The following is a 19,051-nucleotide window of genomic DNA, read 5'->3' on the forward strand; positions in this document are numbered from 1 at the left end:
ATAGATAGCCCCCGCGACCTTAGCCGCTGTTAGGATTACACTTCTAGGGAAAAGTGCCGACTCGCTAAGTGTTTTTGTCCTACGGGGTAGTCATGGATATTCAGATAATTACACGCGAAGGCGAGCCCGAATATGCGGTTCTGCCATGGGCTCAGTATCAGGCTTTACTCAAAGCAGCAGGCATCAACGAAGCACCGTCGCGTCCGGCCCCGGCGCCGCTCGCGACCACCCCGGACCCCATTCTTCCAGGTCTGGATCAACTCCGCAGTTTGCGCGAAGGGAAGGGCATCGCCATCGAGGCGCTGGCCCGCACGGTAGGCATCAGCCCGTCATACCTGGCCATGATCGAAAGTGGCGAGCGTCTGCCCGACGCCGCGATTCGCCGCAGCCTGGCCTGGGAATTGACGGTGCCAGGGTGGAGGGATGAATCGTGAGCGTACGCATCAGTCGTCAACATTGGGACGGTCTGTTAGGCGAACTGGACCAGGCGCGCCGACAGCGCCATCTCCTGACCTACCGCGCCTTGCTGGAGCGCTTGCAGCTGCCGACGCCCGCCATGCAAACCCTCACCGCCGCGCTCGAACACCTGGCCGCACTGGACGCCAAGGCCGAACAGCCACTGCGCAGCTCGCTGGTGATCAGCCAGGGCGCCAGCCGCTTGCCACGCACCGGTTTCTTTGAATGCGTCGAGCGCCTGGGCCGTTTCTCCGGCCCATCCGACGGCGTCGCCGCCGCCTCCTGGCACGCCTCGGAAGTGGTTCGCGTGTTCGAATACGAGTACCCCGAATCGGCGGAGGCCTGAGTGTTCCTGAAGCTCAAGGCACGGGCCGGCTACTGGCTGGCCCGCCGGTTGTTCCACTGGCCCTGGTTCGTGCGCCAGCCCCGCGGCTGGAGCTGGATGGAGGGGCAGTTCGCACGCATGGCGAACCTGGGCGATGTCGGCGCGCAGAGTTTCTATGGTCACATCCTGACCTTTCGTGGCGTCGGCTTGGGAGCGCGGGAAGAGGGTGTCCGCCTGTTACGTCTGGCCGCATTGGCCGGTGATGGCAAGGCAGCCTACCAAGTGGGCGTGATCAGCCTGGCTGGGAGCCCGAGCAAGGCGCCGGACCCGGCGGAAGCGGCGCGGTTCTGGGAGATGGCCGCCAAGGCCGGGCATCCGTTGGCCGAGATCAAACTTAAAGAGTTGGATGCTGGCGGTTCTTCGCAGTAATTCGTTTATTTTTCGATACACACAGGTGGCGTGAGGGAAACCTCGTGCCTCGTTGCTTTTTATTGGGCGAATTTTCTGGGTAAGGTCCTCGGAAATTTCCTTCAAGTTGTGGCGGTTTTCGTGAACTGGACGAAAAAGCGAAAAAGCGAAAAAGCGAAAAAACGAAAAAGGCGAAAAAGGCGAAAAAGGGGACGGATTTATTTTTCCAACAAAGGGATGGGAAAATAAATCCGTCCCCTTATCACTTATCAGTCGTCCCCTTATCAGTCCATGTAAACCTGATGGCTGACTAGGCTGCCGTATTCACGTTTCTGGCCTGAGTGGGCGTTTCTAGTGAGTTGCTGGAGCTAGCGGCCAGGTGGTCCTGCCCGACCACCGCCGTGATGCGTAAACTTTTCTAAGTACTAATGAACGAACGCACTCAAGTCGGCGCCCAATCCATTGATTGCTTGCGTAAAATCCTCAGCCTTGATTTGCGTTGAAGCATTTTCCAGTTTGTTTCCAAATACCTTGCGCACGACTCTCGCTACCGGTTCGTTGGTCGCCGGGTCGAGCAAGACTGCCTCTACATACAACTCGGTGTCTTGATCGCGGTGCCCGGTGACGGCACCCACGCCTCCTACCACTGCCGCTACGGGAATGATTTCATACCACTTCATGCCTTCGTTGGAGGCATTCACGCCGGTAATGGCAGCTCTCATGACCAAAGGGCGTGCATTGGGGGGCAGGGGCTGCAAGGTATTGGATACCCTGTATCGCTTTGACAATGCGCTAACAACAGCCTGGTTGGTCGTCTGTTGAAGTTGCGTGAATGCCTGCATGTTTATGCGATCCGTCGCCGTGGGCGCAGGAAACAATTCCAACCCATCGAAGTTCACCGTATCAAATGCCGCAGGACTAAAGCCTGGGGAAACCCAGCGCAGTGTCGACGCGCCTGTGGCAGAAACCGACGGCTGCAAAACATCATAACGATCCAGGTACCCAGAGTACTGGTCTACTTCAGTGACCTTGGAAGCGCAGCCATTGAGCATCATTGCGCTCATGACCAAGCCAGAAAGCCAATAGCGTGATTTATCCATGTTGAGTCCTGTATTGATAAGCAGGATTGACCCTTGAAGCAGGCCTGTCCTAGATTTCGCCGTTGGCCGGAACATCAAAATGACCGCTATTCAGCATAGTCAGGTAGGGGCGCTGCAACCGATTCATTTCTCCATGGTTTGTAGAGAGAGGGGGTAAATAACCAGGCGACACATGATGAACCGATGAAATCGGTGGTCAGTTCGAATGCAATCGCCCCGTCCCCGCCATGCTATCAATCACATGCACGCTATACCCCTGCACATTCTTCGCATGATGCTTCGCCTGCGAAGCCATCTCCGCCAACTGGCTCGCATCCAGCTGACCACATGCCTGCGGATGTAAATGCACCACCCCAATCGACAGCGACAACAAGGGAAACTCCTGGCGTACCCCCTGGCGGTTGGGGGCGGTGAAGCAGCCGGCTTCCAGGTGTTCGCTGCGGTAGAAGCGTCGGCACTGGCTGTGGAAGTCGTCGAGCAGTTGGTTTAAACGTTTGCGCCAGTCGTCCGGGCCCAGTACCAGCAGGAAGTCGTCGCCGCCGATATGGCCGACGAAGTCGCGGGAGGGGTCGATGCGGTCGTTCAGGCATTGGGCCAGGCACAGCAGGACTTCGTCGCCACGGCCGTAGCCATAGATGTCGTTGAAGGGTTTGAAGCTGTCGATGTCGACGTAACAGATCACCGATTCGCGCTGTTGTTGCAGCAGGCGTGTGAGGCATTGCTGGATGGGCACGTTGCCCGGCAGCAGGGTCAGGGGGTTGGCGTAGCGTGCTTGCTGGATTTTCAGTTCGGTGATCAGCTTGAGCACGTCGATCACCCGGCCCAGGCCCAGGTAATGGCCGTTGAGGGTGATGATGAAGTCTTCTTCGATGCGTTGCCGGGCGCGGCTGGTGATCAGTCGGCTGACCTGTTGCAGCGACTGGCTGATCTCGACGGCGAGGAAGTCGTCGCTCATCAGGCGGCTGATCGGTTTGCGGGCGAACAGGTCGGTGGCGAACGGCTTGAGCAGGGCGTCCGAGAGCGAGTGCCGATGGACGATGCCGCAGGGCTGGTCGTGCTCGTCCAGCACCGCCAGGGAGTTCAGGTTGGCTTGGCGGCGGAAGGCTTCGAGCACGGTGGCGGTCGGGGTGTTGCGGGGCACGGCGGGCTGGTCGTTGAGCAGGGCGCTGAGGTCGCTGCCGTCGTCGGCCAATGCCACTGCGCTGCTGTCGCGCCGGGGCATCAAGGTGCGGGCATCGCGCGGTGGATGCTCCTGGGGACGGCAGAGGAGATAACCCTGGACCAGGTCGATGCCCATTTCGGTCAAGACTGCCAGTTCCTCCGGCAACTCGATGCCTTCGGCGATCACCTGGGCCCGCGAGGCTTTGGCGATCTGCAGGATTGAGCCTACGAACTCGCGCTTGAGGGCATCCTGGTGGATGCCGTCGATGAAGTGGCGGTCGATCTTCACGTAGTCGGGGCGCAATTCGGACCACAGGCGCAAGCTTGAGTAACCCGCGCCCAGGTCGTCCAGGGCAATGGAAAAGCCCATGGCCCGATAATGATGCAAGGCGGTGTGCAGCAGCTGGAAGTCGTCGGTCGGGGTCTGCTCGGTGAGTTCGATCACCACCTGGTTCGGTGCGATGCCGAAATCCTGCAGCAGCTGCAAGGTGCGACCCGGCTGGTGGGCCGCTTCGAGCAATGATTCCGGGGAGACGTTGAGGAACAGTTTGCCGGGCAGCTTCTGTTCGTTGAAACGCCGGCAAGCGATCTGCCGGCAGGCGATTTCCAGTTCGCTCAGGCGACCCGCCTGGCGGGCGACGGCGAACAGGGCGACAGGAGAGTGCAACGGGCTGTTGGAGGGGCCGCGGCTCAGGGCTTCGTAGCCCAGGATGCGTCGTTCAGAGAGGCAGATGATGGGTTGGAACAGGCTGTGCAAACCGCTTTGAGCCAGTATTGAACTCAAGGCACTCAGCTGTTCGGTTGTGGTCATGGCGATCTCTGGCGAAAAAAAAGGACCGGAGCGCTCTTGGGTGCAAGAGGGCTGCCGGTCCGTTATTTCACGACAGAATGATGACTGTTTGATGACGCTCCGGGGAGCGTCAGCATTAAATTGCCATCAGCTTAGTGCTTGGCGACCGCGGTATTGAGCTTCAGGTAATCCAGGAGGATGCGCCCGGTTTCGCTCAGGTAGGCATCGTCTTCCGGCTTCGTCTTGTCGTCCTCGGCCGCGATAGCGTCTTCGTCTTCTTTCTTCAGCTCCTTGAGCGGCTCTTCGCCCTTGGCCTTGCGACGGATGTTCTCCATGGCGAGCTGCTTGGCTTCGATATCGGCGTGCTGGGCACGACGCTCGGCTTCATTGAGGCTGACGGTTTTTTCCGCCATCAGTTTCTGCGCCAGGGCCAGTTTGTCGCGGATGAACACGAACTCCGCGTCCTTGGCCGTGCGTACGTCATGCTCGGACTTGAGCTGGGTGATGTACGGTTTGAACGGGTCGAGCGCAGGCTTGATCGCCGCCTTGATGGTGTCCCACGGCATGGCTTCGGGCAGGGCGCTTTCGCCGATTTCCTTGGTGTCGATGATCGACGGGTAATCGATGTCCGGCAGTACGCCCTGATGCTGGGTGCTCTGCCCGGAAACCCGGTAGAACTTGGCCAGTGTCAGCTTGAGCTCGCCATGGTTCAGCGGCTGGATGGTCTGCACGGTGCCTTTGCCGAAGGTCTGGCCGCCGATGATCAGCGCGCGATGGTAGTCCTGCATGGCGCCGGCGAAAATTTCCGAGGCCGAGGCGGACAGGCGATTGACCAGCAACGCCATCGGGCCTTTGTAGAAGGCACCCGGGTTTTCGTCTTCGAGGACATCGACGCGGCCGTCGGCGTTACGCACGAGCACGGTAGGGCCCTTGTCGATGAACAGGCTGGTCAGCTCGGTAGCTTCCTGCAAGGAGCCACCGCCATTGTTGCGCAGGTCGATGACCACGCCGTCGACCTTGTCTTTCTGCAACTCGGTCAGCAGCTTCTTGACGTCGCGGGTGGTGCTCTTGTAATCCGGATCGCCGGCACGGAAGGCCTTGAAGTCCAGGTAGAAGGCCGGGATCTCGATGACACCGAGCTTGTAGTCCTTGCCGTCCTGCTTGAGGTTGAGGACCGACTTTTTCACCGCCTGGTCTTCAAGCTTCACCGCTTCGCGGGTGATCGGCACGACCTTGCTGGTCTGGTCGTTCGGTGCATTGCTGGCCGGGATCACTTCCAGGCGCACGATGGTGCCTTTCGGACCGCGGATCAGCTTGACCACTTCGTCCAGGCGCCAGCCGACCACGTCGACCATTTCCTTGTTGCCCTGGGCTACGCCGATGATCTTGTCGGCCGGTGCGACCTGCTTGGTCTTGTCCGCAGGGCCTGCTGGCACCAGGCGCACGATTTTCACCTGGTCGTTATCGCTCTGCAACACGGCGCCGATGCCCTCGAGGGACAGGCTCATGTTGATGTCGAAGTTTTCCGCGTTATCCGGCGACAGGTAGTTGGTATGCGGGTCGTAGGACATGGCGAAGGTGTTGATGTACGCCTGGAAGATGTCTTCCGCACGGGTCTGGCCCAGGCGCGCCAGCTGGTTCTTGTAGCGCTTGGTCAGGGTTTCCTGGATCTGCTTGGAGTCCTTGCCGGCGATCTTCTGCCGCAGCACTTCGTCCTTGACGCGTTTGCGCCACAGGTCGTCGAGTTCCGCGGTGGATTTCAGCCAAGGGGCATCCTTGCGGTCGACCAGCAAGGTTTCCTTGGAGGTGAAGTCGATCTTGTCGACGCCCTTGTTCAGCTCGGCAAGGGCAAAGTCCAGACGCGCCTTGACGCGGTCCAGGTAGCGCTTGTAGATGGTGAACCCGGCGTTGAGGTCGCCGCTCTTGAGGAAGTCGTCGAACTGGGTCTTCCACTTGTCGAATTCGGCGATGTCGCTGGCCATGAAGTAGCTGCGCGACGGGTCGAGCAGTTTCAGGTAGCTGTCGTAGATGATCAGCGAGCGCGCGTCATCGAGCGGCGGCTTACTGTAGTGGTGGCGCTTGAGCAGTTCCACGACATTCAGACTGGCGATGACTTCGTCACGGTCGGGCTGAAGCTTGTCCCAGCTATTGGCTGCGAAAGTATTGCCGGACATCGGCAACAGGCCGATACCGATGAAAAGGGCGAGGGCAGTGCTGGGGAACAAACGCTTCATGTTGATTCGACGCGGGGACAATTGATAACGCATATTAGGCCGTCTTTGAAGTCGCCGGTTCCACATGGGCCGGTCGCATAATGCAAAAAGCCCGGCGCTACAGCTTCGGGCTCAGTCCAGACTCACTATGGAGGCACTGTGAAAGCATTGCAAGGCGTTGACGGTCAAGTGGTGTGGGATGAAGAGCCCAGTCCTGCGTGTGATGCGGGGCAAGTTCGGATTCGAGTGGCAGCAGCGGGTCTCAATCGCGCCGATCTGTTGCAGAAGGCAGGCCTTTATCCTCCACCGCCGGGGGCCAGCCAAGTGCTTGGGCTCGAGTGTTCCGGGGTGATCAGCGAGGTGGGCCCGGGCTCGTCCTGGCAGGTGGGCGATCGGGTTTGCGCCTTGCTGGCCGGGGGCGGGATGGCCGAGGAGGTGGTGGTCGACGGGCGGCATGTGTTGCCGGTTCCCGACGAAATGTCACTGGCCGAAGCGGCCGCGCTGCCGGAAGTCTATGCCACCGTCTGGCTGAACCTGTTTCAACTGGCGGCACTCAAGCCGGGTGAAAAAGTGCTGTTGCACGCCGGAGCAAGTGGAATCGGTTCAGCTGCCATTCAGCTTTGCAAGGCGTTCGGCAATCCGTGCTGGGTCAGTGTCGGCTCTGCCGAGCGCCTGGCCTACTGTGAAGCGCTCGGCGCCCAGGGCGGCGTGGTGCGCACTGACGACCTGGACAGCCTGCGCGACCTGGGGCCGTTCGACGTCATCCTCGACCCGGTAGGCGGCAACTACGCAGCGCTGAACCTGAAACTGATGGCGGCCGATGGCCGTTGGGTGCTGATCGGCCTGATGGGGGGGCGTGAAGCGAAGCTGGACCTGGCGCAGGTGCTGGCCAAGCGCGTGCAGTTGCTGGGCTCGACCCTGCGCAGTCGTAGCGATCAGTTCAAGGCGGATCTGTTCAGGGATCTGGGCCAGCATGTCTGGCCGCTGTTTGCCGATAAACGCTTGAGCCCGCAACTGGCGAAGGCCTTCCCGATCAAGGATGCCGAAGCGGCGTTTGCGGAGTTGGCGAGTAATACGGTGGCGGGGAAGTTGGTGTTGGTGATTGACGAGAGCCTGAGCTGATATCGGGTTGGGCCTGAAAAGATCGCAGCCTGCGGCAGCTCCTACAGGGGATCGCATTCTCCTGTAGGAGCTGCCGCAGGCTGCGATCTTTTGCTTTTACTTCCAGTTATGGATCGGCCAGCCGGATTTTTCCGCCTGCTCAAGCAATACCGGGTCCGGATTGACCACATGCGGGAAATCCACCTTCAGCAGCAACGGCAAATCATTGCGTGAGTCGGAATAGAAACTCGCGCCCTCCAGGTTCTCCTCCTCCGCATCCAGCCACTCCAGCAGCCGGGTGATCTTGCCTTCGCGATACGTCAGCGTACCGACGGTCTTGCCGGTATAGGCCCCGTGCGCCACTTCCAGCTCGATCCCGAGAATCTCGTCGATGCCCAGACGTTCGGCAATCGGCCTCACCAAATGCGTGCCCGAGGCCGAAATCACCAGGATCCGGTCGCCGGCCTTGCGGTGGGCGGCGATGGTTTTGGTGGCGTCGCTGAAGATGATCGGTTCGATGAAATCTTCCACCCACGGGCCGACCAGGTGCTCGACTTCTGCGGGGGTACGGCCGATCAAGGGTTCCAGGCTGAAGGCCATGTAGTCCTCCATGGCCAGGTGACCCCTGCCGTAGGCGTCCATCAGTTCCTTGTCGCGACGCAGGAAGGATTCGCCGTCGACCCAGCCGAGGCGGACCATTTGCTCACTCCACAACGAGGCGCAGTCGCCGTGGATCAGGGTTTCGTCCAGATCAAAAATTGCCAGGGCCATTGGGGTTCTCTCTGAGAACAGCTGCAAGCTTCAAGCTTTAAGCTGCAAGAAGTGGATTCAGTGGTCAGCAGTCTACAACTTGAAGCTTGCAGCTTGAAACTTGCAGCTGCCTTCAAGCCACCTCACACAGGGCGGTCGGATCGATGGAAAGTGCCAGGCGCTGACCATCGGGATGCAGGTCGGACGCCGAGCGGTTCAGCACATCCACCACCAGCTCCACGCCGCGGGCTTCAATGCGGTAGCGAATCACATTGCCCAGCAGGCTGTGACTGCGCACCTGGGCGTCGAGATCGCCGTCCAGGCTCAGTTCGATGGCTTCCGGGCGAATGGCGATGCGGTGGTTGATCGGCCGTTGCAACAGCATGGATGCGCTGGCGGCGTCCAGCAGGTTGTAGTTGCCGATGAAACCGGCGGCGAAGACGTCCACAGGTGCCGTGTACAGGGTTTCGGCGTCACCGCTTTGTACGATTTTTCCCTGGTTCATCAGGAAAATGCGATCGGACATGGTCAGCGCTTCTTCCTGGTCGTGTGTGACGAAGATCGTGGTCAGGCCCAGCTCGCGCTGGATCTGACGGATCTGTTCGCGCAGGTGCTTGCGAATCCGCGCGTCCAGGGCCGACAGCGGTTCATCCAGCAACAGCAGGCGCGGGCGGGTGACCAATGAACGAGCCAGGGCGACACGCTGGCACTGGCCGCCCGACAACTGGTGCGGGTAACGGCTGGCAAAGTCGTTCAGTTCCACCAGCTGCAACACCTCGGCGACACGCTTGTGGCTGTCGCCGGCGTTGACCTTCTGCATGCGCAGGCCAAACGCGACGTTTTGTTCCACGGTCATGTTGGGGAACAGCGCGTAACTCTGGAACACCATGCCGATCCCGCGTTTTTGCGGGCTCAACGGGACGATATCGACGCCATCGAGCAGGATCTTGCCGCCATCCACCGGCGTCAGCCCGGCGATGCAGCGCAGCAGGGTGGATTTGCCGCAACCGGACGGGCCGAGCAGGGTGACGAATTCGCCTTTGTGGATTTCGCAGTTGATGTCGTTGAACACCGTGGTGCCGGCGTAATTCTTTTGCAGATGTTGGACGCTGACATAGCTCATTCGCTTTTGTCCCTGTTCAAGATGTTGGCGATCCAGGTCAAGACCAGCACAAAGAGGAAATAGGAAATCACCAGCGCGCTGGTGAAATGACCGCTGCTGTTGCGCATGTTGTTGAGGTAGACCTGCAGGGTTTCGTAGCGGGTGCCGACGAGGATGTTGGCGAACACGAACTCACCGAACAGGAACGAGAAAGACAGCAGCAACGCCACCATCAGGCCCTTGCGCAGGTTCGGCAGCACCACCAGGAACGCTGCCTGAAAAGTGCTGGCACCGAGCAGTTGGGCGGCGTCCATCAGGTCGCGCAGGTTGATCGCTTGCAGGTTGTTGGTGATGGCGCGGTACATGAACGGCAGCGCCACGGTGAAGTAGCAACCGATCAGGATCCAAGGCGTACCGACCATGGCGAACGGCCCGGAACCGTAGAGCTGCAGCAGGCCCACCGACGACACCACCGGCGGCACGGCGAAGGGCAGCAGGATCAGGATGTTCATCAGTGCATCGAGTCTGGGGAAGTGGTAATGCACCACGAACAGCAACGGCAGGATCAGTACCACCGCCAGAACCAGGGCGCCGACGCAGACCAGCAGCGACTGGCCGAAAGCGCTCAGGAACCGCGGATCGCTCCACAGTTGTACGTACCATTTGATGCTGAAACCGCTGGGCAGGATGGTGGCCGACCAACTGCTGGAAATCGAATAGATGAAGGTGCCGACCAGCGGCAGCAACATGATGGCAAACAGCAGGTAGACCACCACCCGATGGTAGACGCCGGCAGGCCCCAGTTCAGCGCGAGACATGGTAGCTCCTCTTCAGCAGCAGTTGATGGACGATGGTCACCAGGGTCATCAACGCCACCAGCACCACGGCCAGGGCACTGGCCAGGTTCGGGTCCAGGGAAATATCACCCGAGACCATCGCGGCGATCCGGATCGTCAGCACGTTGAAGTTGCCGGTAGTCAGGGCGTACACGGTGGCATAGGCGCCGAGGGCGTTGGCCAGCAGGATCACGAAGGTGCCGAGCAGCGCCGGGGTCAGCACCGGCAGGCCGATGTGCCGCCAGTACTGCCAGCCGTTGGCGCCGAGCAGCTCGGCGGATTCGCGCCAGTCTTCGCGCAGGGCGTCGAAGGCCGGGTAGAGCAGCAGCACGCCCAGGGGAATCTGGAAGTAGGTGTAGAGAATGATCAGCCCGGTTTTCGAGTACAGGTTGAAGTCCTGAATGATCCCGGCCTGCTTGAGCATGATGGTGAAGCTGCCGTTGAAGCCCAGCAGAATGATGAACGCGAAGGCCAGCGGCACACCGGAGAAGTTGCTGGTCATGTTGGCGAAGGCGTTGACGAAGTTGCGCAGCCTGGAGTCGACCCGGCGAAGGGAATAGGCACCGAGCACGGCGATGATGATGCCGAACACGCTGGACCAGAAACTGATCTCGAGGCTGTACTGGATCGCCTGCCGGTAGAACTTCGAGCTGAAGACCTTGGTGAAGTTGGCAATACCCCAACCGGACTCTTCCGATTCCAGGCTGTTGATGATGACCCATGTCAGTGGGGCGATTTCGAACACGATGAAGAACAGGGCGAAGGGCACCAGGCACAGGGCTGCCAGCCATTTGCCGCGAGTCATGGAGGTCACTTGAGCAGCTCCCGGCACACGGGCTTGTCGTGGGGGACGCCCAGCAGTTCGCAGACGGTGCCGCAGAGGTCGGTCTGTTTCGGCGCCGCGTCGGCATTGAAGCTGAAGGCATCGCCGAGTACGAACAACGGCACTTCGCGTTCCTCGGGCAGCAGGCCATTGTGGGAGCGGTCGTTGTTCATGCCGTGATCGGCGGTCACCAGCACCTGATAACCGGCGTCGAGCCAGCCTTGCAGATAGTCCGCGAGGTAGATGTCGGCAAAGCGCGCGCTGTTGCGGTACTGCGGGGTGTCGAGGCCGTGCTTGTGTCCGGCGTCGTCGATGTTCATGGGGTGAATCAGCAGGAAATTCGGCGCGTGAATCAAGCGCAGGTTTTCCGCGTCGGCGAACAGGTGCGAGTCGGGATAGTGATCGCTCCAGTAGAAATGCCCGTGCTGGATCGGCAGGTCGGGGTTGTCGGTATGACGATCCCGGGACGCTACGAAGGGCGAGCGGTTGTACAGCTCACTGACCCAGTGATAAGCCGCCGCAGCGGTTTTCAGCCCGGCGTCGGTGGCGTAGTGATAGATGCTGCGCTGGTTGGACAGGCGCGAGACGTTGTTGTGAACGATGCCGCTGTCGATCGGCTTGACGCCGGTCAGGATGCATTCGTAAAGCGGTCGGGACAGGGCCGGCAACTCGCACTCCAGTTTGTAGAGCGCTGCGCGTCCTGCGCCGACGTAAGCCTGCAGGTGCCCCATGGCGTGACGCGCGACTTCGTAGTTGAGGCCGTCGAGCACGACCAGGATGACGTTGTGTTTCATGGGGGCAAACACTCCGGGAAACAGTAATTGGAAATTCACTCGGTCCACTGTGGGAGCGGGCTTGCTCGCGAAGGCGGACTGACATTCGACATTGATGTCGACTGACACACCGCATTCGCGAGCAAGCCCGCTCCCACATTTGGATCTCCATCAGATCCCCAAATGGGACCTATCGCGTCATTTCATTTCGACGATGACTTCTTCGTTCCACTTCTGCGGCAGGGCCTTGGAGGTTTTTTCCCAGGCATCCGCGTCTTTGATCGGCGTGACCTTCTTGTACTGCTCGTTCGGCAGCAGCTTGGCTTTTACGTCATCCGGCAGCGTGATGTGTTCGGCGCGGATCGGACGCGCATTGCCCTTGGCCAGGTTGATCTGGCCGGCGTCGCTGAAGATGTACTCGCGGGTCAGCTTGGCCGCGTTGGGGTTCTTGGCGTATTTGTTGATGATGGTGGTGTAGCCGGAAATCACCGAACCATCGGATGGGATCAGCACCACGTAGTCATCCGGGTTGGCCATCTTGGCCTTGTAGCTCAAGCCATTGAAGTCCCAGACCACGCCGACTTCGATCTCGCCTTTCTCCATGGCGCCAATGACCGGGTTGGACATCGACAGGCGACCCTGCTTGGCGAGGTCGGCGAACAGCAACAGTGCCGGCTCAAGGTTTTTCTCGTCGCCGCCGTTGGCCAGTGCCGCGGCCAGAACGCCGTTTGCAGCCTGGGCCGCGGTGCTTACGTCACCAATGGAAACCTTGTACTTGCCGGTCTTGAGGTCAGCCCACTTGGTCGGCACGTCGGAACCGTGCAGCAACTTTTTATTGACGATGAAAGCAATGGTGCCGGTATAGGCCAGTGCCCAGTTGCCGTCCTTGTCTTTCGCCCAGTCCGGGATCTGGTCCCAGGTCGTGGGTTTGTAGGGTTGCACCACGCCTTGCTTGACCGCGATCGGGCCGAAGGCGGCCCCGACGTCGCCGATGTCGGCGCTGGCGTTGTCTTTCTCGGCGGCGAACTTGGCGATTTCCTGGGCCGAACTCATGTCGGTGTCGATGTGTTTCAGGCCGTACTTCTTGGCCAGGTCTTCCCAGGTGCCTTTCCAGTTGGCCCAGTCATCGGGCATGCCGACGCTGTTGACGGCGCCTTCCGCTTTCGCAGCGGCCTCGAGAGTTTTCAAATCATCAGCCGCCATGGCGGCGGTGCACATGGCAATGGTCGAGCCTAACAGTGATGCCAGGAAAAGCTGTTTCATTCCGAAGCTCCTATGGGCGTTTTCAACGCTGCGATTGCGATTGTGTTGGTCTAGGTCAGCAATACCTGAGCCAATCTAAGGCGGCTCGATGACACTTTGATGTCGTTCGTCGCCCCGACGGACGTTTATTTGCCCGGTATCGGCGGGTGCCAAGTAAGCGTAGACCATGGGCGAAGCCCCATAACACAAGGGACTTGGCCGATGTCTTGCACGTTGTCGGGATGACCGTCGGGCGGCTGTGTCATCTCTCGGTCATCTGCATTGCCTACGCTTGCAGGATCTTGAAAGAACCGTTTTTTCCAGCGGTTGCGCCCCGAAAGAGTGCTGGTCTAGTCCAGATAGGTAACGTTGATGCGCGATGAGGCAACAAAAGCGGTGACAGCCATAGGCCAGGTGCTTCAGGAGCAGCTCGATAAGGGGCTGTTGGCGCCCGGGAGCAAGTTGCCAGCGGAGCGTAAGCTCAGTGAGTTGTTTGGGACGACCCGGATTACCGTGCGCGAGGCATTGCTGCAGCTCGAAGCACAGGGCCAGATCTATCGCGAGGAGCGTCGTGGCTGGTTCGTGTCGCCGCCGCGCCTGGCCTACAACCTCATGCAGCGCAGTCACTTCCACGCCATGGTCAGCGCCCAGGGGCGGGTGCCGTCCACCGAGGTCATTTCGGCGCGATTGTTGCCGGCATCGGCGGCGATCTGTGCCTGGTTACAGCTGCCGGCGTTGTCGAGCGTGATTCAGGTCTGTCGTTCGCGGCGTATTGATGGGCGACTGGTGCTGTACGTGGAGCACTATCTGAATCCGCAGTATTTTCCGGGCATTCTGGATTTCGACCTGAATCAGTCGATCACCGAGCTGTATGCGCGGCACTACGACCTGCACTACGGGCGGGTGCGCTTCGAGATCGTGCCGACGGCATTGTCGGCAGACGCGGCGGCCGCTTTAAGGGTGTCGGTGGGCAGTCCCGGATTGCGCATCGCCCGGGTCAATTACGATCAGCACGGGCGGCTGATCGATTGTGACCTGGAGTTCTGGCGCCATGATGCGATTCATGTCGGGGTCGATGTGGCCTGAACCGGGCCACCGCGGGCTTCGCAGCCTTATCCGAAACGGTAGATGTCCATGCCCAGCGCGCCCAGGGTGAACCCTTGGTGGGCGATGCTGAACTGCCCCCCGGCACTGCGGGCAAAGTACAACGGCAGCAAGTGTTCATCGCTGGGATGGTTGCGCACGGCGTTCGGTGCCTGCCGGCGATAGTCGTGCAGGGCGGCCTCATCCTTTGCCGCGAGCTTGTCGATCATCCAGTCGCGAAATTCCCGGGCCCAGGGTTCGACACTCTCCGGGCCGACATGCCAGTCCAGCTCTCGCAGGTTGTGGGTGATGCTGCCGGAACCGATCAACAGCACACCCTGTTCGCGCAAGCCGGCCAACGCCTGGCCCACACGGGCCTGCAAGGCCGGGCCGCCTCGAGTAGGCAGTGAAACCTGGACAATCGGGATGTCGGCCTGGGGATACATCAACGACAGCGGCACCCAGACGCCATGGTCGAACGGTCGTGTGCTGTCGATGCGGGCGGGAAGGGCACTGGCGCGCAACAGTTCGACCACCTGTTCGGCCAGCCCGGGGTTACCAGGAGCCGGATATTGCACCTCGAACAAAGCCTTTGGAAAACCGCCGAAGTCATGCCAGGTGTCCGGCTGCGGGTTGCCGCCCACCAGCAGTTCATCGCTTTCCCAGTGTGCGGAGACAATCACGATGGCATCCGGCCTGGGCATCTCTGCGGCCAGGCGAGCCAGGGCCGGTCCGCTGGCGCCCGGTTCCAGGGCCAGCATCGGCGAACCATGGGATATGTACAGGCTGGGGAACATGGATGAGCTCCTGGGAGTTAAGATGGCGTCATCTTCTGTCAGATCATTGATCTAAATCTAATATAAGTTTTAGGGTGTTTTGATCGAATTTTCGGGGTTATTTATGCAGCCGGAGTTTTGGCACAAGAAGTGGGCGTCGAATCAGATCGGCTTTCACTTGCCGCAAGTTAATCCTTATCTGCAACGGTTTTGGCCGCAGTTGGGTGTGGAGGACGGCGCTCGCGTGCTGGTGCCGTTGTGCGGCAAGAGCCTGGATTTGTTGTGGCTCGCCCGCGAAGGCCATGAGGTGTTGGGCATCGAGTTGTCGGAGAAGGCCATCGAGGACTTCTTCAATGAGCACCATTTCGACCCTGATGTCAGTGAGCAGGGCCCGTTCAAGGTCTATCGGGCTGGCTCGATCGAGCTGTGGTGCGGTGACTTTTTCGACCTGACGGCTGGTGATGTGGCCGATTGCGCCGCTGTTTACGACCGCGCCGCGCTGATTGCGCTGCCGCCGCCCATGCGTGAGCAATACGCCGCGCACCTGACGCGGATTGTGCCGAAGGATGCGCTTGGGTTGTTGATCACGCTGGATTACGACCAGGCGCAGATGCCCGGTCCGCCGTTTGCCGTGCTCGATGAAGAGGTGCAGCGGTTGTTCGGTGCTGCGTGGACACTAAAAATCCTCGAAGACCAGGATGTACTGAGCGAGAGCGGGAAGTTTCTGGAGGCAGGCGTTACGCGGCTTGAGGAGCGCGTTTATCGGGTTTCCACTCAGTAAAAGGTGTTGCTTTACCGGGCTCCATCGCCAGCAGGCTGGCTCCCACATCTACTGTGGGAGCCAGCCTGCTGGCGATGGGGCCATGAAAAACACCATAACCATCCAGTAGAAAAAAAGGCCCGCATCACTGCGGGCCTTCTTGTTTACTTCAGAACCTCTCAGCCCCGACGACGGGCCAGTGCGTCGATGCGCTCTTCCAGCGGCGGGTGGCTCATGAACATGCGGGCGAAGCCCTGTTTGATGCCACCGTTGATGCCAAAGGCGTTCAGGGTGTCAGGCATGTGCACCGGCAGGCCCTGTTCCGCACGCAGGCGTTGCAACGCGCCAATCATCGCGGCGGTGCCGGCCAGGTTGGCACCGGCTTCGTCGGCACGGAATTCGCGCTTGCGCGAGAACCACATGACGATGGCGCTGGCCAGGATACCCAGGACCAGTTCGGCGAAGATGGTCGCCACGTAGTAGGCAATGCCCTGGCCTTCTTCGTTCTTGAAGATCACCTTGTCGACAAAGTTGCCGATGATCCGTGCGAAGAACATCACGAAGGTGTTCACCACGCCCTGGATCAACGCCAGGGTGACCATGTCGCCATTGGCCACGTGGCCGATTTCGTGGGCCAGGACGGCTTTCACTTCATCCGGCGAGAAACGTTCCAGCAGGCCCTGGCTGACGGCGACCAGTGCGTCGTTCTTGTTCCAGCCGGTGGCAAAGGCGTTCGCCTCATAGGCCGGGAAGATCCCGACTTCGGGCATCTTGATCCCGGCTTCGCGGGACAGTTGCTCGACCGTTTGCAGCAGCCATTGCTCGTGACGCGTGCGCGGCTGGCTGATGATTTGGGTGCTGGTGCTCATCTTCGCCATCCACTTGGAGATGAACAGCGAGAACAGGGAACCGGCGAAACCGAAGACCGCACAGAAAATCAGCAGCTGATTGAGGTTGAGATCAACCCCATTGGCCGCCATGAACCCGTTGAAGCCGAAAAGGCTCAGGGTGATGCTGGCAATCAGCACGACCGCCAGGTTAGTGGCCAAGAACAGCAGGATGCGCATCATGGTTGTAGAAATCTCCTCATGCTAAAGATGTAGCGTACTGCGGGGTATATAAGGTGCTGCACCGGGGTATTCAACCAAGTGACTATTTCAAACTGTGTCCTACAGCAAAAGCGTAGCTGGTTGCAGGGCATTTCCGACGTGGGACGGCGAAGTTGTTTGTCAGGCCACCGGCGGCTGGGTGCCCGTGGTTACTCGACGTGACCAGGCAATGTGGCATTGCACAGGCATCGAGGCAGCAGTCATGGGTAGGACGTAATCATGTGTTGCAGAATGAATCACCGTGCGATGTTTCCGCCATCGCACGGTGACAGGCCGCTTACTGGCGGTAGGACTTGAGGAAATTGCCGATGCGTCCGATGGCCATGTCCAGGTCATCGACGCGCGGCAGGGTCACGACGCGGAAGTGGTCGGGCCATGGCCAGTTGAAGGCTGTGCCTTGCACCACCAGCAGCTTCTCGGAGAGCAGCAGGTCGAGGACGAACTTTTCGTCGTTGTGGATCGGGCAGACCTTCGGGTCGATCCGCGGGAAGGCATATAGCGCGCCCATTGGCTTGACGCAGCTCACCCCGGGAATGTCGTTGAGCAGTTCCCAGGTGCGGTTACGCTGTTCCAGCAGGCGCCCTTGCGGCAGCACCAGATCGTTGATGCTCTGATAGCCACCCAGCGCGGTCTGGATCGCGTGCTGGCTCGGCACGTTGGCGCACAGGCGCATGTTGGCCAGCATGTCGATGCCTTCGATGTAGCTCTGGGCGTGTTGTTTCGGTCCGGAAATGGCGATCCAGCCGGAACGGAAACCGGCCACTCGATAGGACTTGGACAGGCCGTTGAAGGTCAGGCACAGCAGGTCCGGCGCCAGCGAAGCGGTGCAGATGTGCACGGCATCGTCGTAGAGGATCTTGTCGTAGATCTCGTCGGAAAACACCACCAGGTTGTGCTGGCGGGCCAGTTCCAGCATGCCCAGCAGTACTTCTTTCGAATACACCGCACCGGTCGGGTTGTTCGGGTTGATGATCACCAGGGCCTTGGTGTTCGGGGTGATCTTGGCCTTGATGTCGGCCAGGTCCGGCCACCAGTTGGCCTGCTCGTCGCACAGATAATGCACCGGGTTACCGCCCGACAGGCTCACCGCGGCGGTCCACAACGGGTAGTCGGGAGCCGGTACCAGCACTTCGTCGCCGTTGTTGAGCAAGGCCTGCATCGACATCACGATCAGCTCGGAAACGCCGTTGCCCAGGTAGATGTCCTCGATGCCGACACCTTCAACCTGCTTTTGCTGGTAGTACTGCATGACGGCTTTGCGCGCGCTGAACAGGCCCTTGGAGTCGCTGTAGCCCTGGGCGGTCGGCAGGTTGCGGATCACGTCCTGGAGGATTTCGTCCGGCGCTTCGAAACCAAAGGGCGCCGGGTTGCCGATGTTCAGCTTGAGGATGCGATGGCCTTCCTCTTCCAGGCGTTTGGCGTGCTTGAGCACTGGGCCGCGAATGTCATAGCAGACGTTGGCGAGCTTGTTCGATTTGCTGACCTGCATGGCGATGTGTTCCCGAAAATGAACGATCCAGGCGGCGTGTGGACAACCGTGCTGGGAAACCTGCGTTATCACACAGGCCTGGCGCCTTGAGAGGCAGCACCCATAAATCCGTTTGAATGCGCGTGGTCTGGCTGCCAGACTGGCGTTTGACGAGGCGCAATCATACGTGCCGCCCGATCCGTGGAAAAGGTACAGATCGGGCTTTTTCAGCTGCTGAGGTGTGATGATGGAAAAGTTGGAAAAATCCCTGGAAGAATGGAAGGCCATGCTCGATCCAGAGCAGTACAACGTTTGCCGGCTCAAGGGCACCGAGCGCCCGTTTTCCGGCAAGTACAACGGCACCAAGACCGATGGTGTCTATCATTGCATCTGCTGCAACGAGCCGTTGTTCGACTCCGCCACCAAGTTCGATTCCGGTTGCGGCTGGCCGAGTTTCTACGCGCCGATCGGTGACAGTGCGATGGTCGAGATCCGTGATGTCAGTCACGGCATGATCCGTACCGAAGTGGTCTGCGCCAAATGTGACGCGCATTTGGGCCACGTATTCCCCGATGGCCCGCCGCCGACCGGGTTGCGTTATTGCATCAACACCGTGTGCCTGGACCTGGTACCCCGCGAATAAGATCACCTCGATTCTCTGTAGGAGCCGGCTTGCTGGCGATAGCGGTGGATTTGACACACCGCGGCGTGCCGATCGCCAGCAAGCCGGCTCCTCCAGGTTTGGCGCTCGATTAATTACATTGCACGCAATTCA

The 19,051-nt window shown here is 60.0% G+C and carries 19 protein-coding genes; 7 read left to right on the forward strand and 12 right to left on the reverse strand.

Annotated features, from left to right (window positions below):
- Positions 1 to 92 precede the first annotated feature (92 nt).
- Genes ACM6I6_RS23410 through ACM6I6_RS23420 form a run of 3 tightly spaced genes read left to right on the forward strand, consistent with a single transcriptional unit; the run spans position 93 to position 1,210 of the window.
- Positions 93 to 434, forward strand: coding sequence for a helix-turn-helix transcriptional regulator (locus ACM6I6_RS23410; RefSeq protein WP_323607015.1), 342 nt, complete (start codon positions 93 to 95; stop codon positions 432 to 434).
- A complete protein-coding gene (locus ACM6I6_RS23415) occupies positions 431 to 802 on the forward strand; it encodes a hypothetical protein (RefSeq protein ID WP_003223109.1) in 372 nt (123 codons plus the stop codon). The genes ACM6I6_RS23410 and ACM6I6_RS23415 overlap by 4 nt, the downstream gene beginning before the upstream one ends.
- Entirely contained in the window at positions 803 to 1,210 is a 408-nt protein-coding gene (locus tag ACM6I6_RS23420; protein WP_274073025.1) for a sel1 repeat family protein, read from the forward strand.
- Positions 1,211 to 1,614: 404 nt separating this feature from the next.
- On the opposite strand, the gene ACM6I6_RS23425 is transcribed toward ACM6I6_RS23420, so the two are convergent.
- The 3 genes from ACM6I6_RS23425 to ACM6I6_RS23435 form a co-directional block, all read right to left on the reverse strand.
- Positions 1,615 to 2,289 (reverse strand): DUF3313 domain-containing protein, encoded by a 675-nt coding sequence (locus ACM6I6_RS23425; protein ID WP_414920781.1) that lies wholly within the window; start codon positions 2,287 to 2,289, stop codon positions 1,615 to 1,617.
- Between the two features lie 196 nt (positions 2,290 to 2,485).
- The gene (locus tag ACM6I6_RS23430) at positions 2,486 to 4,261 is read right to left on the reverse strand and encodes a bifunctional diguanylate cyclase/phosphodiesterase (RefSeq protein ID WP_274073028.1); all 1,776 of its coding nucleotides are present in this window, start codon (positions 4,259 to 4,261) and stop codon (positions 2,486 to 2,488) included.
- Between the two features lie 131 nt (positions 4,262 to 4,392).
- Complete coding sequence (locus ACM6I6_RS23435) at positions 4,393 to 6,474, reverse strand: carboxy terminal-processing peptidase (RefSeq protein ID WP_274073029.1); 2,082 nt, start codon at positions 6,472 to 6,474, stop codon at positions 4,393 to 4,395.
- Positions 6,475 to 6,612: 138 nt separating this feature from the next.
- Here ACM6I6_RS23435 and ACM6I6_RS23440 point away from each other — a divergent pair, with 138 nt between their 5' ends.
- Positions 6,613 to 7,575, forward strand: coding sequence for an NAD(P)H-quinone oxidoreductase (locus ACM6I6_RS23440; RefSeq protein WP_274073030.1), 963 nt, complete (start codon positions 6,613 to 6,615; stop codon positions 7,573 to 7,575).
- 96 nt (positions 7,576 to 7,671) lie between these two features.
- Here ACM6I6_RS23440 and ACM6I6_RS23445 read toward each other — a convergent pair whose 3' ends face one another.
- The 6 genes from ACM6I6_RS23445 to ACM6I6_RS23470 form a co-directional block, all read right to left on the reverse strand.
- A complete protein-coding gene (locus tag ACM6I6_RS23445; RefSeq protein WP_323607023.1) occupies positions 7,672 to 8,325 on the reverse strand; it encodes an HAD family hydrolase in 654 nt (217 codons plus the stop codon).
- A 112-nt stretch (positions 8,326 to 8,437) separates the two neighbouring features.
- Complete coding sequence (locus ACM6I6_RS23450) at positions 8,438 to 9,427, reverse strand: ABC transporter ATP-binding protein (RefSeq protein ID WP_323607025.1); 990 nt, start codon at positions 9,425 to 9,427, stop codon at positions 8,438 to 8,440.
- Complete coding sequence (locus ACM6I6_RS23455) at positions 9,424 to 10,224, reverse strand: ABC transporter permease (protein ID WP_274073033.1); 801 nt, start codon at positions 10,222 to 10,224, stop codon at positions 9,424 to 9,426. The genes ACM6I6_RS23450 and ACM6I6_RS23455 overlap by 4 nt, the downstream gene beginning before the upstream one ends.
- On the reverse strand, positions 10,211 to 11,047 hold the full coding sequence (locus ACM6I6_RS23460) for an ABC transporter permease (protein WP_274073283.1): 837 nt from the start codon (positions 11,045 to 11,047) through the stop codon (positions 10,211 to 10,213). Before ACM6I6_RS23460 ends, ACM6I6_RS23455 begins: the two co-directional genes overlap by 14 nt.
- Positions 11,048 to 11,052: 5 nt before the next feature.
- Positions 11,053 to 11,859: an alkaline phosphatase family protein gene (locus ACM6I6_RS23465; RefSeq protein ID WP_274073034.1), complete on the reverse strand. Its 807-nt coding sequence runs from the start codon at positions 11,857 to 11,859 to the stop codon at positions 11,053 to 11,055.
- 177 nt (positions 11,860 to 12,036) lie between these two features.
- Positions 12,037 to 13,101, reverse strand: coding sequence for an ABC transporter substrate-binding protein (locus ACM6I6_RS23470; RefSeq protein ID WP_323607028.1), 1,065 nt, complete (start codon positions 13,099 to 13,101; stop codon positions 12,037 to 12,039).
- A gap of 351 nt (positions 13,102 to 13,452) precedes the next feature.
- Here ACM6I6_RS23470 and phnR point away from each other — a divergent pair, with 351 nt between their 5' ends.
- The gene (gene phnR / locus ACM6I6_RS23475; protein WP_274073036.1) at positions 13,453 to 14,166 is read left to right on the forward strand and encodes a phosphonate utilization transcriptional regulator PhnR; all 714 of its coding nucleotides are present in this window, start codon (positions 13,453 to 13,455) and stop codon (positions 14,164 to 14,166) included.
- Positions 14,167 to 14,192: 26 nt separating this feature from the next.
- Here the strand turns inward: phnR and ACM6I6_RS23480 are convergent, their stop codons facing one another.
- Entirely contained in the window at positions 14,193 to 14,960 is a 768-nt protein-coding gene (locus ACM6I6_RS23480; RefSeq protein ID WP_414920782.1) for a DODA-type extradiol aromatic ring-opening family dioxygenase, read from the reverse strand.
- A gap of 103 nt (positions 14,961 to 15,063) precedes the next feature.
- Here ACM6I6_RS23480 and ACM6I6_RS23485 point away from each other — a divergent pair, with 103 nt between their 5' ends.
- Positions 15,064 to 15,720 carry a thiopurine S-methyltransferase gene (locus ACM6I6_RS23485; protein ID WP_323607030.1) on the forward strand — a complete coding sequence of 219 codons (657 nt, stop codon included), beginning with the start codon at positions 15,064 to 15,066 and terminating at the stop codon, positions 15,718 to 15,720.
- Positions 15,721 to 15,878: 158 nt separating this feature from the next.
- Here the strand turns inward: ACM6I6_RS23485 and htpX are convergent, their stop codons facing one another.
- Together htpX and ACM6I6_RS23495 are read right to left on the reverse strand one after the other, a co-directional pair.
- On the reverse strand, positions 15,879 to 16,769 hold the full coding sequence (gene htpX, locus ACM6I6_RS23490; protein WP_008059113.1) for a protease HtpX: 891 nt from the start codon (positions 16,767 to 16,769) through the stop codon (positions 15,879 to 15,881).
- 316 nt (positions 16,770 to 17,085) lie between these two features.
- Positions 17,086 to 18,297 carry a pyridoxal phosphate-dependent aminotransferase gene (locus ACM6I6_RS23495; protein WP_034151309.1) on the reverse strand — a complete coding sequence of 404 codons (1,212 nt, stop codon included), beginning with the start codon at positions 18,295 to 18,297 and terminating at the stop codon, positions 17,086 to 17,088.
- A gap of 226 nt (positions 18,298 to 18,523) precedes the next feature.
- Here ACM6I6_RS23495 and msrB point away from each other — a divergent pair, with 226 nt between their 5' ends.
- The gene (gene msrB, locus ACM6I6_RS23500) at positions 18,524 to 18,919 is read left to right on the forward strand and encodes a peptide-methionine (R)-S-oxide reductase MsrB (RefSeq protein WP_414920783.1); all 396 of its coding nucleotides are present in this window, start codon (positions 18,524 to 18,526) and stop codon (positions 18,917 to 18,919) included.
- Positions 18,920 to 19,051 lie beyond the last annotated feature (132 nt).

This window comes from Pseudomonas sp. IT-P218, assembly GCF_949767605.1.
Taxonomy (GTDB): Bacteria; Pseudomonadota; Gammaproteobacteria; order Pseudomonadales; family Pseudomonadaceae; genus Aquipseudomonas; species Aquipseudomonas putida_AE.

Excerpts from the sequence above, each read along its gene's own strand:
- ACM6I6_RS23410 (WP_323607015.1), top strand. The coding sequence starts at position 93 with ATGGATATTCAGATAATTACACGCGAAGGCGAGCCCGAATATGCGGTT.
- ACM6I6_RS23425 (WP_414920781.1), bottom strand. The coding sequence starts at position 2,289 with ATGGATAAATCACGCTATTGGCTTTCTGGCTTGGTCATGAGCGCAATG.
- ACM6I6_RS23430 (WP_274073028.1), bottom strand. The coding sequence starts at position 4,261 with ATGACCACAACCGAACAGCTGAGTGCCTTGAGTTCAATACTGGCTCAA.
- ACM6I6_RS23435 (WP_274073029.1), bottom strand. The coding sequence starts at position 6,474 with ATGAAGCGTTTGTTCCCCAGCACTGCCCTCGCCCTTTTCATCGGTATC.
- ACM6I6_RS23445 (WP_323607023.1), bottom strand. The coding sequence starts at position 8,325 with ATGGCCCTGGCAATTTTTGATCTGGACGAAACCCTGATCCACGGCGAC.
- ACM6I6_RS23450 (WP_323607025.1), bottom strand. The coding sequence starts at position 9,427 with ATGAGCTATGTCAGCGTCCAACATCTGCAAAAGAATTACGCCGGCACC.
- ACM6I6_RS23455 (WP_274073033.1), bottom strand. The coding sequence starts at position 10,224 with ATGTCTCGCGCTGAACTGGGGCCTGCCGGCGTCTACCATCGGGTGGTG.
- ACM6I6_RS23460 (WP_274073283.1), bottom strand. The coding sequence starts at position 11,047 with ATGACTCGCGGCAAATGGCTGGCAGCCCTGTGCCTGGTGCCCTTCGCC.
- ACM6I6_RS23465 (WP_274073034.1), bottom strand. The coding sequence starts at position 11,859 with ATGAAACACAACGTCATCCTGGTCGTGCTCGACGGCCTCAACTACGAA.
- ACM6I6_RS23470 (WP_323607028.1), bottom strand. The coding sequence starts at position 13,101 with ATGAAACAGCTTTTCCTGGCATCACTGTTAGGCTCGACCATTGCCATG.
- phnR (WP_274073036.1), top strand. The coding sequence starts at position 13,453 with ATGCGCGATGAGGCAACAAAAGCGGTGACAGCCATAGGCCAGGTGCTT.
- ACM6I6_RS23480 (WP_414920782.1), bottom strand. The coding sequence starts at position 14,960 with ATGTTCCCCAGCCTGTACATATCCCATGGTTCGCCGATGCTGGCCCTG.
- ACM6I6_RS23485 (WP_323607030.1), top strand. The coding sequence starts at position 15,064 with ATGCAGCCGGAGTTTTGGCACAAGAAGTGGGCGTCGAATCAGATCGGC.
- htpX (WP_008059113.1), bottom strand. The coding sequence starts at position 16,769 with ATGATGCGCATCCTGCTGTTCTTGGCCACTAACCTGGCGGTCGTGCTG.
- ACM6I6_RS23495 (WP_034151309.1), bottom strand. The coding sequence starts at position 18,297 with ATGCAGGTCAGCAAATCGAACAAGCTCGCCAACGTCTGCTATGACATT.
- msrB (WP_414920783.1), top strand. The coding sequence starts at position 18,524 with ATGGAAAAGTTGGAAAAATCCCTGGAAGAATGGAAGGCCATGCTCGAT.